Genomic DNA, 13,900 nt, shown 5'->3' with positions numbered 1-13,900 from the left:
AGCAGCGCCGGGTATAAAGTCCAGGGCTGCTTTTTCAATTGTTCATAATTTATTAGCCTGTCATGCTGAGCGGAGTCGAAGCATCTCTACTGCTTCGTTGCAGTGCTAATTAGTTAGCCAGAGGTAGAGATGCTTCGACAAGCTCAGCATGACGTTCTTAATTCATTTTCACCAATCTTTTGAAAGGTCTTACTGCTCAAACACGGCCAACTGTGAGGGGGCACCCACTTCGGGGGCTTCGGGGCCCAGGGGCTCGATGCGTACCCGGTAGCCGTGGTGCTCGGCCACGCCCTCGGCCCAGGCCGTGAACTGCGCCCTGGTCCACTCGAAACGGTGGTCGTGGTGACGAAAGTCGCCGGCGGCCAGGGCTTCGTAGCGCTGGTTGTAGTCGGCGTTGGGGGTGGTGACGAGCACGGCACCGGGACGGGCGCGGGCAAACACCACCTGCTCAAACGCCGCCAGCCGGCTTTCGTCCAGATGCTCGATAACCTCCACCACGGCCGCCGCGTCGTAGCCGGCCAGGCGGGCATCGTGGTAAAGCAAAGAGCCCTGCGTGAGCGTGAGCCGCTCGCGCTGGCGCGGAGGCATTTCCGAAACGTGCAGCCGCTGCTGGGCCCGCTCCAGCTCCCGCCACGATACATCCAGGGCCAAAATATGCTCAATAGCACCATTTTTCAGCAGGCGGCGTACCAGCTTGCCTTCCCCACACCCCAGGTCCAGCACCTGCTTGGCTCCCAGTCGCCGGATTTCCTCGGCCACGCGGTCCAGGCGCAAGTCGTGGAGGTTTTGCTTGGTCGCCGCATTGGCGTCCGCAGGCGCTACCGCCTCAGCTGCGCTTTCGGAGTACTCAGGAGTACCAGCCGAGAAGCTGGCAATGGTTTCAGGCGTTTCCTCGTCCAGCGCCTCATCCCCCAGCAGGCGCTCCAGCGTGGGGTTCACGAACTCGGCGAAACGCAGGTAGCGGCGCGTGATAAACTCCCGCTCGGGGTGGCGCGGCAGCCACTCGCCCCCGCGCCGCAGCAGCTTTCCGGCTTCCTCCTGGCTGATCCAGTAGTGCTTGTCGCCCCGGTCCAGCACCGGAATAAGCACGTAGAGGTGGCTCAGCAGATCCTGCAGGCGCAAGGCCGGGTGACGCAGGCGCAACGTGAAGTAGCGGCTGTTGCCCCACTCTTGCTGCGTGGGGTCGAGCAGGTGCGTCTCCGTTTCCACTTCGTAGCCCAGCGGGCCGAACAGGCGGCGCAGCTGCTCGGCGCTGGCGGCGGGCATCACGGCCACGGTGGCTTCGAGGGGCAGCAGCACCTCAGGCAGCGCGGGGCGGTCCTTGCAGGTGCCGTTCATGGCCGTATTGAAGGCCTTGACCAGGGCCGCGCTCAGAAACGAGGAGGCCACGTAGGGACGGTCGTTTACGTACTGCTCCAGGGCAAAACCTTCCCCGGCCGGCCCCCGGTGGCTGCGCACCAGCGCCACGGGGTCGATGTCGAGCAGCAGGGCGGCGGTACAGCGCTCTGGGGTGGCTTCGGGATAAAAGATGTGCGCCTGCCCGCCGGTAATTTCCAGGCTCTGGAGGCGCGCCGGGTTCTTGTGCAGGAGGTAGCCCAGGTCGGTAGCGGGCTGGTGCGTGGTGGTAATGGTAAGTAGCATGAGGGATAAGGCGGCGGATAGAACACGGCACCGCCCTACTCGGGCAGGCCGGGGCAAGTTACCCATTTCCGCCGGGGTCAAAGCCCCGGCTTACGTCCTCTGCCTACACCTCCTCCCCCGCCAGCAGCCGCCCGTACCAGTGGCCGGAGTCCTTGATGATGCGCTGTTGGGTGGCATAATCGACGTGGACCAGCCCGAAGCGTGGGTGGTAGCCCTCGGCCCACTCAAAGTTGTCGGTAAACGACCACACGAAGTAGCCATCCACCGGCACACCTTCCTGCCTGGCGCGCAGTACCTGCCCGATGCAGGCCCGCAGAAACGCCTGCCGGGCAGGGTCGGGCACGCGGCCATCGGCGGTGAGGGTGTCGGGGAAAGCAGCGCCGTTTTCGGTGACGACCAGGCGCGGAGCATTGGGGTAAGCGGCCACTTTCTTGAGCAGGTGGTAGATGCTTTCGGGGTAGACCTCCCAGCCCATGCTGGTGATGGGCACTCCCCGGCGGCGGGCACTTACCAGTCGGGCCCATACCAGCGGCACGTAGGGCGCAAACCCTATCACCTCACGGGTGTAGTTCTGCACGCCCAGGAAGTCGAAGTTGAAGGGCAAGAGCTTGTCGTCGCCGGGGCGGTGGTAGCGCTCCAGGCGGCGCAGCACAGGCAAGTCGGCCACGGGGTAGCCCAGGCCCAGGGCCGGCTCGATGAACATCCGGTTGAAAGCAGCATCGGCGCGGCGGGCAGCGGCTTCGTCGCGGGGCAGGCCGGGGCGCCAGGGCTGCACGTGGGAGCCCGAGAAGCTGGTCCCGATTTGTGCCTCTGCGGGCAGCGTGGCCCGCAAAGCCCGGCCACCCTCGGCCTGGGCCAGGGCCGCGTGGTGGGTGGCAGCCAGGAATGCGGCCAGGCTGCGGCGCCCGGGAGCGTGAATGCCCAGCAGATGCCCTACCCCCACAAAGGCCAGCGGCTCGTTCAGCACTATCCAGTGCCGCACCCGGTCGCCGAGGCGGCGGGCCATCAGCTGGGCGTAGTCGGCAAACCAGCTCACCACGTCGCGGTGCGCCCAGCCGCCCTGACGCTGCAGGGCGGCCGGTAAATCCCAGTGGTAGAGCGTCACCCACGGCTCGATACCCCGTGACAGGCAGCCATCCACCAGCCGGTCGTAGAAATCGAGGCCCGCGGGGTTAGCGGCCCCTCGCCCCTGCGGCAGCACCCGCGACCAGGCCACCGAAAACCGGAAGTTGGGAATGTGCAGCCCGCGCATCAAGTCCAGGTCCTCGGGCCAGCGTTGGTAGAAGTCGGTGGCTACGTCGGCCGTGGCCCCGCCCTTGATGCGCCCGCGGCGGCGTACAAACTCGTCCCAGATGCTGGGCCCCTTGCCCTCAGCCTGCCAGGCTCCCTCCGTCTGATAGGCCGCTGCCGAGGTGCCCCAGTGAAAATCAGCCCCAAAATCGGCGCGGGAAAAGGCGGTGGGCGTAGTCGGCGGGAAAAACGCCGCGGGCAAATCGGACATAGAAAAGAGCCGTTAGCTGATGGCAAATAGTGCCAGCTTCGCTCATACGGCAATACTCAACGAATAGCTATGCGCTGTTAATGGCGCTTGCGGCCCAGCTGCTCCATCAGCAGCCGGTCAATGATGCGGCCGGTTTCATCGGGGTAGTCTACCGGGATAGGGCGGCCAAAGCGCAGCCACTCTTCCACCCCGGTCAGGTGCTTGTCCTTGAGGCTTTTCACCACGGGCACGCCCAGGTGCGCCAAAGAAGCGGCGTTGCAGGCCTGCTCATACTGGTTTTTCATGGGCACCACCAGCAGCTTCTTGCCCAGGTACAGGGCCTCGGCGGGCGTCTCAAAACCGGCTCCGCAAAACACGCCGGCGCTGCGGGCCAGGCTGTCGGTGAAGGCGGCTCCGCTCACCGGGCGCACCCGCACGTTGCCGTGCCGGGACTCCTGCTTGCTGTGCTTGCTGAACACTTCCCACGGCGTATCGCGGCTGATGTAGCGCAGGCGGTTTACCAGGGTTTCCTCATCGTAGGCGGGCAGGTACACCGTGTAGTGGCCGTCGTTCTGGGGCGTCAGCTCGCGCACCTGTCGGCGGATGACGGGCGTGAAGGTGTGCTCGTCGTAGCGCTCAAAGTGGAATCCGTAGTGGGCCGTGGATGGCGCGTAATGGCGTAACACGGCGTGGCCTACCGGGTCGGGCCGCCGGGGGCGCGGGGCTTCGGGGCCCAGCACGGCGCTCTGGTGGCTGAGGGCCACGCAGGGCACCTGCCGCAGCCGGCAGGCCCACGCTGATACCGGCTCGAAGTCGTTTATCACCAGATCGTAGTCCTTCACCGGCAGCTCCCGGGTTTCGCGCAGCAAAGCCGGGGCGTTCAGCTGGGCAAAGGTTTTGCTGAAGCTGATGCCCCCGCTTTTACCGAAGATAAAGCCCATGCCGTGGCAGCGGTAGCGCACCGGATAGGGCAGCTGAATATCGGACGGCGGGCCGCTGATGAGCACGTCGAGGTGGGAAGCGCGCTCCTGCAGCAGGGGCACAATATCGAGGGAACGGGCCAGGTGGCCGTTGCCGGTGCCCTGGATAGCATATAGAATACGTGGCATCAGAAAACGAAACGGTGGGCCGAAAGCAGGCCGACACGCAGCCCCGGGCTTTTCGGCGGTAGCCAGCCCGACCGGCAAGATGCGGCAAATTTTCTATTCCTGCGCAGGCGCCGGGCGCAGGCTGAGCTCGGCCAGCAAGCCTTGCAGCAGAGCGGCCGGGGCGGCATCGGCAGCCCGGTCGGTATCGTCTGCCTCGTCAGCACTGGGGTCGGGGGCCGGCAGCTGCATACGCGGGTCGTCGGCGTAGCGGTACAGGTGCCAGCCTTCGGCCGCGGTGTACTCCAGAGCGGTGAGGTTTTCTATCCAGTCGCCGGAGTTCAGGTACTGGACCGGGCCATGGGCCGTAGTCAGCGTTTTGATGTCGGGGCAGTGAATGTGGCCGCAGGCCACGAACTGGTAGCCCCGCTCCCCGGCAATGTCGGCGGCAGTCTGCTCGAAGTCTCCCACCAGGCGCACCGCGCTTTTCACCCGGTCTTTCACCGCCTTCGACAACGCCACGCGGGGCCGGCCCAGCTTCTGCAGCCCAAAGTTGACGAGGCGGTTGAGCAGAATCAGCAAGTCGTAGCCGTGGCCGCCCAGACGGGCCAGCCAGCGGGCGTGGCGCATGGTCACGTCGAATACGTCGCCGTGGAAAAACCAGGCCCGGCCATGGGGCAGCTCCAGCACCAGCTTGTTGTCGATGGTGAGGGCCCCGAGGCGGGTGCCGGCAAATTTGCGCAGCAGCTCGTCGTGGTTGCCGGTGAGGTAGTAGATGCGGGTGCCCTTGGCGGCCAGCCCGGCCAGGTGGCGCACGACGCGCATGTGCGCGGCCGGCCAGTAGCTTTTGCTGAACTGCCAGATATCCACGATGTCGCCGTTGAGCACCACGGTTTGGGGTCGGATGCTTTTCAGGTACCGCAGCAGCTCCGCGGCGTGGCAGCCGTAGGTGCCCAGATGCACATCCGACACCACTGCTACCTCCACGCGACGACGACGCAATTTCCCTTTCATAGGCAGACTGTTACAGCGGGCACAACCTGCCCGCAAAGCAACAGCACGCACAGTCAGAAGAAGTTATGCGGGCATTATGTGTGCTTTATGCTTGCGTGAACCGGCACGCCGATAGTGCGGGTGTGCAGGCACTTTCTTACCTTTGTCCAGTAAATACGGCTCTTCAACTTCGTTTTGTCTAATTATTTCTTGCATGAAACAGTTTTTCCTCCTGCTGGCTCTGTTCTCCACGCTGGCTGCCTCGGCCCAGGTGAAAACGGAGCGTAAAAAGTACCTGCGCCCGAAAAAAGACGAGGAGTGCCAGTACGTGCAGAACGTAACCAAGAACACCGATGAGGATGCCGAAGTATCGGCCAGCGTGACGCGCCTGGCGTACCGGCCCTACACGGAGTTGCTGCTGGAACTGAACGAGCAGCGCAAGTACAGCACCTGGGCCGACTCTGCCTACCAGCGCCGCCTCAATAACCTGCCGGCCGGCGGGGTGCTGATTGTGACAATGCTGCGCCGGGGCTCCACCAATGCTAACCCCTCTTACCTGAGTTTGGTAGTAAAGGATAAGGACGAAAAAGAGCTGCTCAACATTCCCTCCCTACCCGATGGGGACGGCCGATTCTGGAACCGGGACCTGTATAAGAGCCAGCGGACTATTCCATTTGTTAAAACTCTCGAACCCCAGGCTTTGCGCGTTATTATCAATGACGCCAAGCTAAAAGAAGACTTCGAGTACATCGTAAACACGCAGTAAGCATACGGATATACCCAAATGAAAAGCCACGTTTTCACCTGAAAACGTGGCTTTTCATTATATACACAAATGAGTAATATGGTTTATTTTCGGCGCAGCTGCGCCCATTGCACGGCAGCATAGGTCTTGGCATCCAGGAAGCGCTGCGCCAGCATTTCCTCCCAGGTCAGGGGCACGACATCCAGCTTTTCGCCCTCACTGGCCAGCCCTCCACCGGCTCCCGTTTGCTGGCTGACCTCGGCGTAGAATACGCTCATCAGCTCGGCGCTGGTGCCGGGCGAGGCGTAGAACTCGGCCAGGGGCTCCAGGTGGTCCACGTCGTAGCCCAACTCTTCCTGCAGCTCCCGCCGGATGGCTATTTCGGGACTTTCACCGGGGTCGAGCATACCAGCCGGTATTTCCAGCACTTGGTCTTCGGGACCAATACGGTACTGACGCACGAACAGGTAGCGCTGTTGCGTGGTATCCAATACCAGGGCTGCCACGGATTTGCCCGGTTCGAACCGTTCCCGCTTGTGCTGCTCGTCGCCGTCTTGCAGGGTGAGCAGGCGTAGCTTGAAATGGCCGTCGTAGACGAGTTTCTGATCGGTGATTTGCATAAGAACAAAGGGCTACTGGCCAGCGCCAGGAAGTGAATAGCTACCGAAGTATACTGCCCGCGGCCGAGCACTGGTTGCCTGCCGGGAGCATTTGCCACAAATATGCGACCTTTGCCCACTCATTGCGGCCGGCGTTCCTCTTCGGAGCCAGGCCATTTTTTTCTGTTTGATGTCTTTCGACGACCTGAATTTAATTGAGCCCATCCTGCAGGCCTTGCAGGAAGAAGGCTACTCCACTCCCACCCCCATCCAGCAGCAGGCCATTCCGCACGTGCTCGAGGGGAAAGATCTGCTGGGAGTGGCCCAGACGGGAACCGGCAAAACGGCCGCTTTCACCGTGCCCATTCTGCAGGTGCTGCACCAGACCGCGCTGGTTGAGCGTCATTCGCAGTCCCGCATTCGCTGCCTGGTGCTGACGCCCACCCGCGAGCTGGCCATTCAGATTGGGGAAAGCTTCGCGGCCTACGGCCGCCACCTGAAGCTGCGCCACACCGTCATCTTCGGGGGCGTGGGCCAGATGCCGCAGACCTCGGCCCTCAAACGCGGCGTGGAGGTGGTCATTGCCACGCCCGGCCGCCTACTCGACCTCATGAACCAGGGCTTTGTGGACCTGCGCCATCTGGAAGTCTTTGTACTGGACGAAGCCGACCGGATGCTGGACATGGGCTTCATCCACGATATCCGGCGCATCCTGCCCAAGCTGCCGGCCCGGCGCCAGACGCTGTTTTTCTCGGCTACCATGCCTCCGCAAATTCAGGAGCTGGCCAATACCATACTGCGCCCCAACCCGGTGAAGGTGGCCGTAACGCCCGTGTCGAGCACGGCGGATACGGTAACCCAGGCCGTATACTTAGTCGAGAAGAACGACAAGCCAGCCCTGCTGGAACACGTACTTGGCGACCAGCAGATTCGGCGGGTGCTGGTGTTTACGCGCACCAAGCACGGCGCCGACCGCGTGGTGAAAACCCTGGCCAAAGCCAACATTCCGGCCGAAGCCATTCACGGCAACAAGTCGCAGAACCACCGGCAGCGCGCCCTCAGCAACTTCAAAGCCGGCGCCACCCGCGTGCTGGTAGCCACGGATATTGCCGCCCGGGGCATTGACGTGGATGAGCTGACCCACGTAATCAACTACGAAGTCCCCAACGAGCCCGAAACCTACGTGCACCGCATTGGGCGCACAGGCCGGGCCGGAGCACTGGGCACCGCCCTCACTTTCGTGGAAGACGAGGAGCGCGCCTACCTGCAGGATATTCAGAAGCTCATTCGGCGTCAGCTGGACGTAGTGGCCGATCATCCTTACCAGACTAAGGATGTGGCGCCCGTACTGCTGCACGGCGGCGCCCCCATCAAGCGGCCCAAAGGCCCCGCTGGCCGGGCCCCACGCCCCGACCGTGGCCGGCCGGAAGGAACCAGCCGCCCGGCGCGGGACAGCAGCCGCGCCCCGCGTGAGCGGGAGCAAAGCAGTGCCCGCCGCCCGGTAGCGGGAGCAGCCGGTAGCAAGCCGGCCGGCTCGGGCGCCAGCGGCGGGGCCCGGCGCCGTTTCCGCGGCGGTAGCGGCGGCAGTACCTCGGGCCGCTAAGGCTTGATATGCCCTTTGAAAGCCTCCCGCTGCGAAGTCAGTGGGAGGCTTTTTTGTGGCCGGCTGAAACAAAATGCTTCCACCAAGTATTTAAAGGAAACAGACTTGTCCATTTTTTTCCTTCTTCTGACCATGGCGAAGAGCAACTTGGCCGTACTTGAGGCCCTGCGCACTACCGCGCATCGTTTACAGACGCAGGCACCCTATCAGTGGGGCCATATGGGCAGTTGCAACTGCGGCCACCTGGCCCAGACGATTACCCGGTTAAGCAAAGCGGAAATTCACGCCCGGGCGCTACAGCGCTACGGCGACTGGGATCAGCAACTGCAGGATTACTGCCCCACCAGCGGTCTGCCTTTCGATGAAACCATTGACGAAATGCTGGCTTTGGGCTTCACCCGGTCCGATCTGGCTCACTTGGAACGCCTCTCCGACCCCAAAATTCGCGCGGCCATACCGTTTGAGCGGCGCAATGCGCTGCGGCACAATAATCGCGAAGATGTGGTGCTCTACTTAAACACCTGGGCAGCCCTGCTCGAGGACGAGTGGGCCGCTCAGCAGCCGCTGCCCTCCCTGGCGCTTGAGCCCGTGCTGGCAGGCGTATTGTAGCCCACAACCCTAAACACAGGAAAGCCCCCCGAAATGCATCGGGGGGCTTTTTTGTAGCCAGTACCGCAAACGGCTTAAGCCAGCCGTAGGAGCGGCGTATACGCTGCTTAGTAGTTGGTATTGCTGCGCTGCGCCTCGCGGTACATTTCGGTGCGGTGGCTGCGCTTATAGGCGGCATCCGCATTAGGGTCTTTCTCCGCGTCGGGAGCCTGCTCACAGGACGTTAGAAACAAAGAAGCGCCGACGGCGGACAGCAGAAGCAGACGGAATTTTTTCATGCCCCAAAGGTAAGCACCGTCATGCGTTCTGCCAAGCCTTTCCCGGTGTAGCGCAGCTGGCGGTAGCCTCTGGCTACGCGCTGTCGGAGAAAAGCCCTTCTTATCATTTGTAAATCATCCACCCCGCTTCTGCTCATCGCGTCCAAGAGCAGGGGCTGCTAACAAACGTAATTCACTTTTGAAAACCACAAGAGGCATTGCATAAGGCGGCAGGCAAGTTGTTTAGGCAAGGCCAATTCCATTAGCGTGGCATAATTGCAGTTTTCACACCCGGTCTTACTGTTAATGTTGTTAGCACAACTCCTTCGAATAGCTAGTATGACAGAAGGCCTGATCTATTGTTGTTTTATTGACCTTACATCACAGGCCTTTTTGCTGCTTTTACGTAAATCATTACACAAGATTATATTATATAATTAACTGAAAAACAACTACAAACAAAACATATAAGCAACTCTTAGCTAAATTTAATAACAGGTATATTTAGTAGAACTATTCCCGTTATTTACCTATCACACATCCTTAGGAAGATGAGTCACTTAGCTCTGAAATAATGAGAGCAGCTAGGTAGCTTTTTCAACACTGACAAATTGCATTCTACGCCTGTACCCTGGCATAAGCCCATAAGGTATTGCGTTACCCTGCCCCTCAAAAGCCTCACTCTTTCACTCAGGCTGAAAAGAGGAGAAGGTGCCGTCCTGGTAGAAGATAACAATACGCCGGATGGCTTTGTCTGGTTCGGCCAGTGCCTGAAGCGGTATAGATTGCCTGGGGCTGCTGGGGCTGTCCGGTGGTGCCACTGATCCGGCAGCCAGCGGTGGCGCTGGAGCCTCTTGAGGCAAAGCAGCTACAGGGCGCGGTAGGGCTGGCTCTGGTGGCAGCGGGCTTTGCGGGGCGTAGGCCTCTGCAGCAGTTGCCGCAAGCTCTGCTGAGGCGGGCCTACCGGCTGGTACCGCCACCATTTCCGCGGTAGTCGTGGTAGGCGAAACCGACTGCGGCCGGTTTAGCGCTTTTTTGCTTGGTTTTTGGCTTTGTACTGGCTTTACTGCTTCCAAACCAGTCCACATAGCCCCGGCGCCCGTTAGAAGCCAAGGCAGGGCTAGATCGGGAAATGCGTTTATTACCTTTTGAATCACTTCCAGACTTGGCTTATTGCGCCCGCTCAGGATGTGACTCACGATTGGGCGGCCTACGCCGATAAAGTCAGCAAACTGCGTGGGGGTGAGCTGCCGCTCTGCTAACAATGCCCGGATTCGCTCTACCATGTAGCCCGTGTTTGAAGGATTACAAATGTACGAAGCTCGGAGGCTTTATAGTGCGTACACCCCTCGACTTGCAATGGTTTACATATGTATTACAAATGAAACCCCCGATTACAATTGTAATACATATGTAAACTGGTGTTCTTTCTCCTTGCTCCTGCCTGCTTTGTTGGTAAAGAAGCGTAGCCTACCAGGTCCAACAAAAAGCCCGACCTCTATGAAAGAGGTCGGGCTTTTTGTTGGGTGTACTAGCTCCCGTTTCAAATAAGCTAGTCGAAATATTCGCGCGCCAGGGATTTATCGTGGCCGTAGATGTCTTCCCGGAAATGCACCTTGCCGGCTTCATCTACCCAGGAGGTAAAGTAAACCAGGTACACGGGCAGCTTCTCGGGCAAGGCTACGTACTGCTCCTTGCGCTGGGAAATTACGTCCAGGATTTTGGCTTCATCGTAGCCGCTCTTGTTGCGCAGCAGGTATTCGGCCAGCTTGATGGGTTCCTCTACCCGTACGCAGCCGTGGGAGAAGCCCCGCTTTGTTTGGTTGAACAGCTCGTCGTGGGGCGTGTCGTGCAGGTACACGTCGTTCGAGTTGGGGAAGATAAACTTCACATCCCCCAGGTCGTTCTTGGGTCCGGGCCGACGGCGGAGGGTATACTTCCACGTTTTCTCGGTCAGGTTTGCCCAGTCCACGGAGGTAGGATCTATGGGCGTTGCCTTGGCTCCCGAGCCCTTCACCACTTCCATATCCAGACGGTCGAGGGTACCCACCGGGTTATTGGTCAGGTTAGCACGCATCTCTTTATCGATGATGCTGTAGGGAACATTCCAGTACGGAGCCAGCACGACATACTCCATTTTGTCGCTGAAGACGGGCGTTGCGTTGAGGGCCTTGCCAACAATAACGCGCATGTCGAAAACCTCTTTGTTATCCTCGATAACGTGCAGTTTGTAGTCGGGAATATTCACCAGCAGGTAGTCCGCCTCGAAGCGTTTGGGTATCCAGCGCCACCGCTCCATGTTGAGGGTAATCTGCTCGATCCGGCTTTGGATAGGCACGTTCAGTTGCTTGAGGGTTTCGCCCCCTACTACCCCGTCCGGCTTCAGGCCATTCAATTCCTGGAACTCTTTTACCGCGGCTACCAACTCACCGTCGTACTTAGGCGCAGGCGCGGCGCTGGCTCCACCGTTCGACACGGGTACGGCTTGCGCCGTAGCGGGTGCCGGCTTATTGAGCAGGCGCTGCTGCAGCAGTTCGACGGTGGGCGAAGAGTCGCCAGGCTTGAGCTTGGTGGTAGCCGGAAGCTGCGCCCAGCCACCCTGGCGCTGCAACTCGCGGTAGTCGGCCAGGGCTTTTTTCAGCCGGTCGTACTCCGGGTGCAGGGGTTCAAACTCGTAATAAGGATAGGTACTTTCGCGCTCCTTGAGAATGGTCATGAGCGCCTTGTGCAACTTTATTTTGTTGCGCTTCACCTGCCAATCGATGCTTTTTACCTCGCGCGGGTTTACTGTACCGCGGTAAAAGTCAGACGCCCAATTAAAATACGTCCCCGATAGCGCGACGTCAATCTGCTTTTCCAGCGCATTACGCTTGGTGGTATCCATCTGAGCCGCTTCGAGCTCGGCAAACAGCTTATCGAAGTCCTTGACTTTGTAGTCTTTAGGATCAAGGCCTTCTTCGCCGGCCTTGTTAATGACGCTCAGCATCGTTTTGGCCTGCGGCACTAATTCATGTCCCCGGAACCAGCCCAGGCGGAAGTCACGCTCCCGGTAGAATTTCTTGCCCCACTCCAGCTGGTCTTTGAACGCGGGCTCCGCCAGCATCTGGCGCACTACATATACACTGTCGAGCTTAGGCTGCGGCCCACCGGGTTTACCGAGAGTGCCGGGCAGGGCGGCCTTCATCTTGTTCTGCTGGTCCTGGCTGCACGAGGCAGCCGTGGCCAGCAGCGTCAGGCAAAGAAGCCAGCTGAGCAGGGTAGAAAAAAAGACAGAAACAACAGGTACTTTCATGAAGTCGAACGGTGTAAAGCCCAAAGGCCAGTAACGGAAAACATCCGGCGGCAGTCGTGCAGGCAGTCTGGCCCGAACGGCTGAGCCGGCTGCGCGTTCTACTCGAAACGCCTTCCGAGGGTTACCAGCCTGCTTGCGCGGGCCTTTAGCACCAGCCGGCAAGATAGCCGTTTTCATTCGCCTTACCTATACCCTGGGCGGTGCTTGTCGGCCGACGGCGGGAAGCCCTTTTACTATATTTGCCCGGTCTCCCCACCCCCTTGGCTTCTCACCTCTCCAGCCTTTGTTTTCCTGATGTCTGCTCCTACTCCTTTCTCTAGTCCGCAAGATCCGCACAGCTATGCCCGTCCCGCCGACGTACGTGTGCACCACCTGACGCTGGACCTTGCTGTGGACTTCAGCACGCGCACACTTGCGGGCCAAGCCACCTGGTTGCTGGAGCACTTGGCGGGTTCCAGCCAGGAGCTTTGGCTCGACACCCGCGACTTGCACATCGACGCCATCAGCCTGAACGACCCAGCCGGCCCGGCGCTTGCCTGGGCGCTGGGCGCCGCCGATGCCATCCTCGGGCAGGCCTTGCGCATTGAACTGCCGGCCGGGGCCAGCGCCGTGTGCGTACGGTACCGTACTACCCCGGGCGCGGCGGCGCTGCAATGGCTGAGCGCCGAACAAACGGCCGGCAACCAGCCCTTCCTCTTTACCCAGTCGCAGGCCATCCTGGCCCGCACCTGGCTGCCTTGCCAGGACTCGCCGGGGGTGCGCTTCACCTACGACGCCACCGTGCGAGTCCCCACCGACTTGCTCGCCCTGATGAGTGCGACCAACCCGCAGACGCGCAACCCGGGGGGCGAATATACTTTCCGGATGACGCAGCCCATCCCGGCTTACCTCATGGCCCTGGCGGTGGGCGACGTAGCCTTTGCCCCGCTGAGCAGCCGCACCGGGGTATATGCCGAGCCGGCCACCTTGCCCACCGCCGCCAGCGAATTCCGGGATCTGGAACAAATGGTAGCGGCGGCCGAAGAGTTGTATGGTCCCTACCGCTGGGAGCGGTATGATTTACTGGTCTTACCCCCTTCTTTTCCTTTTGGGGGCATGGAAAACCCTCGATTAACATTTGTAACACCTACCATTCTGGCCGGGGACCGGAGCCTGACCAGTCTGGTAGCCCACGAGCTGGCCCACTCCTGGAGCGGCAACCTGGTGACGAATGCTACGTGGAATGACTTCTGGCTAAACGAAGGCTTCACGGTATACTTCGAGCGGCGGATTATGGAGAAGCTCTACGGCCGCCCCTACGCCGACATGCTGCAGGTGCTGGGCAACACGGCCCTGCACCACACCCTGGCCGAACTGGGCGAAACCTCCCCCGACACCCACTTGCAGCTGAACCTGGCCGGCCGCGACCCAGACGAGGGCCTTAACGAAATAGCCTACGAAAAGGGCAATTACCTGCTGCTTACCCTGGAGCAGCTAGAGAGTGTGGACAGTCAGCGCATCCAATCCAGGGCGGCGAGCAGGTGAGCGACGGCTAAAAAAGAGGCGGCGGTTTTCTCGTAGCGGGTGGCCAAGCCTCGCGCTTCTTTGAGCCGGCCG

At 60.7% G+C, this 13,900-nt stretch carries 12 protein-coding genes; 4 read left to right on the top strand and 8 right to left on the bottom strand.

Annotated features, from left to right (window positions below; genetic code table 11):
• Nucleotides 1–189: 189 nt before the first annotated feature.
• The 4 genes from FY528_RS17315 to FY528_RS17300 all read right to left on the bottom strand — a co-directional run bounded on the left by FY528_RS17315 (nt 190) and on the right by FY528_RS17300 (nt 5,220).
• Complete coding sequence (locus FY528_RS17315; protein ID WP_149072286.1) at nt 190–1,641, bottom strand: 3' terminal RNA ribose 2'-O-methyltransferase Hen1; 1,452 nt, start codon at nt 1,639–1,641, stop codon at nt 190–192.
• Nucleotides 1,642–1,744: 103 nt separating this feature from the next.
• Nucleotides 1,745–3,142: a GH1 family beta-glucosidase gene (locus FY528_RS17310; protein ID WP_149072285.1), complete on the bottom strand. Its 1,398-nt coding sequence runs from the start codon at nt 3,140–3,142 to the stop codon at nt 1,745–1,747.
• A 77-nt stretch (nt 3,143–3,219) separates the two neighbouring features.
• Entirely contained in the window at nt 3,220–4,230 is a 1,011-nt protein-coding gene (locus tag FY528_RS17305; RefSeq protein ID WP_149072284.1) for a glycosyltransferase family protein, read from the bottom strand.
• A 93-nt stretch (nt 4,231–4,323) separates the two neighbouring features.
• Nucleotides 4,324–5,220 (bottom strand): UDP-2,3-diacylglucosamine diphosphatase, encoded by an 897-nt coding sequence (locus tag FY528_RS17300; RefSeq protein WP_222931831.1) that lies wholly within the window; start codon nt 5,218–5,220, stop codon nt 4,324–4,326.
• 193 nt (nt 5,221–5,413) lie between these two features.
• Here FY528_RS17300 and FY528_RS17295 point away from each other — a divergent pair, with 193 nt between their 5' ends.
• Nucleotides 5,414–5,965, top strand: a complete 552-nt coding sequence (locus tag FY528_RS17295; RefSeq protein ID WP_149072283.1) for a hypothetical protein — start codon at nt 5,414–5,416, stop codon at nt 5,963–5,965.
• An 83-nt stretch (nt 5,966–6,048) separates the two neighbouring features.
• Here the strand turns inward: FY528_RS17295 and FY528_RS17290 are convergent, their stop codons facing one another.
• The gene (locus FY528_RS17290) at nt 6,049–6,564 is read right to left on the bottom strand and encodes an NUDIX hydrolase (RefSeq protein ID WP_149072282.1); all 516 of its coding nucleotides are present in this window, start codon (nt 6,562–6,564) and stop codon (nt 6,049–6,051) included.
• Between the two features lie 169 nt (nt 6,565–6,733).
• Here FY528_RS17290 and FY528_RS17285 point away from each other — a divergent pair, with 169 nt between their 5' ends.
• Together FY528_RS17285 and FY528_RS17280 are read left to right on the top strand one after the other, a co-directional pair.
• Nucleotides 6,734–8,146: a DEAD/DEAH box helicase gene (locus FY528_RS17285; protein WP_149072281.1), complete on the top strand. Its 1,413-nt coding sequence runs from the start codon at nt 6,734–6,736 to the stop codon at nt 8,144–8,146.
• Between the two features lie 132 nt (nt 8,147–8,278).
• The gene (locus FY528_RS17280) at nt 8,279–8,755 is read left to right on the top strand and encodes a hypothetical protein (protein ID WP_149072280.1); all 477 of its coding nucleotides are present in this window, start codon (nt 8,279–8,281) and stop codon (nt 8,753–8,755) included.
• 107 nt (nt 8,756–8,862) lie between these two features.
• Here the strand turns inward: FY528_RS17280 and FY528_RS21315 are convergent, their stop codons facing one another.
• From FY528_RS21315 to FY528_RS17270, 3 genes are all read right to left on the bottom strand, one after another.
• Nucleotides 8,863–9,033 carry a hypothetical protein gene (locus FY528_RS21315; protein WP_168680072.1) on the bottom strand — a complete coding sequence of 57 codons (171 nt, stop codon included), beginning with the start codon at nt 9,031–9,033 and terminating at the stop codon, nt 8,863–8,865.
• Between the two features lie 665 nt (nt 9,034–9,698).
• Nucleotides 9,699–10,298 (bottom strand): helix-turn-helix domain-containing protein, encoded by a 600-nt coding sequence (locus FY528_RS21845; RefSeq protein WP_149072279.1) that lies wholly within the window; start codon nt 10,296–10,298, stop codon nt 9,699–9,701.
• Nucleotides 10,299–10,564: 266 nt separating this feature from the next.
• A complete protein-coding gene (locus tag FY528_RS17270) occupies nt 10,565–12,304 on the bottom strand; it encodes a L,D-transpeptidase family protein (protein WP_149072278.1) in 1,740 nt (579 codons plus the stop codon).
• 294 nt (nt 12,305–12,598) lie between these two features.
• Between FY528_RS17270 and FY528_RS17265 the strand changes: the two genes are divergently transcribed.
• The gene (locus FY528_RS17265) at nt 12,599–13,828 is read left to right on the top strand and encodes a M1 family aminopeptidase/hydrolase (RefSeq protein ID WP_149072277.1); all 1,230 of its coding nucleotides are present in this window, start codon (nt 12,599–12,601) and stop codon (nt 13,826–13,828) included.
• Nucleotides 13,829–13,900: the final 72 nt, after the last annotated feature.

Source organism: Hymenobacter lutimineralis (genome assembly GCF_008271285.1).
In the GTDB taxonomy this organism is placed as follows: domain Bacteria; phylum Bacteroidota; class Bacteroidia; order Cytophagales; family Hymenobacteraceae; genus Hymenobacter; species Hymenobacter lutimineralis.
This window is presented reverse-complemented; position numbering and strand designations above follow the sequence as displayed.

Excerpts from the sequence above, each read along its gene's own strand:
- FY528_RS17270 (WP_149072278.1), bottom strand. The coding sequence starts at position 12,304 with ATGAAAGTACCTGTTGTTTCTGTCTTTTTTTCTACCCTGCTCAGCTGG.
- FY528_RS17285 (WP_149072281.1), top strand. The coding sequence starts at position 6,734 with ATGTCTTTCGACGACCTGAATTTAATTGAGCCCATCCTGCAGGCCTTG.
- FY528_RS17300 (WP_222931831.1), bottom strand. The coding sequence starts at position 5,220 with ATGAAAGGGAAATTGCGTCGTCGTCGCGTGGAGGTAGCAGTGGTGTCG.
- FY528_RS17290 (WP_149072282.1), bottom strand. The coding sequence starts at position 6,564 with ATGCAAATCACCGATCAGAAACTCGTCTACGACGGCCATTTCAAGCTA.
- FY528_RS17265 (WP_149072277.1), top strand. The coding sequence starts at position 12,599 with ATGTCTGCTCCTACTCCTTTCTCTAGTCCGCAAGATCCGCACAGCTAT.
- FY528_RS21315 (WP_168680072.1), bottom strand. The coding sequence starts at position 9,033 with ATGAAAAAATTCCGTCTGCTTCTGCTGTCCGCCGTCGGCGCTTCTTTG.
- FY528_RS17295 (WP_149072283.1), top strand. The coding sequence starts at position 5,414 with ATGAAACAGTTTTTCCTCCTGCTGGCTCTGTTCTCCACGCTGGCTGCC.
- FY528_RS17310 (WP_149072285.1), bottom strand. The coding sequence starts at position 3,142 with ATGTCCGATTTGCCCGCGGCGTTTTTCCCGCCGACTACGCCCACCGCC.
- FY528_RS17280 (WP_149072280.1), top strand. The coding sequence starts at position 8,279 with ATGGCGAAGAGCAACTTGGCCGTACTTGAGGCCCTGCGCACTACCGCG.
- FY528_RS21845 (WP_149072279.1), bottom strand. The coding sequence starts at position 10,298 with ATGGTAGAGCGAATCCGGGCATTGTTAGCAGAGCGGCAGCTCACCCCC.
- FY528_RS17315 (WP_149072286.1), bottom strand. The coding sequence starts at position 1,641 with ATGCTACTTACCATTACCACCACGCACCAGCCCGCTACCGACCTGGGC.
- FY528_RS17305 (WP_149072284.1), bottom strand. The coding sequence starts at position 4,230 with ATGCCACGTATTCTATATGCTATCCAGGGCACCGGCAACGGCCACCTG.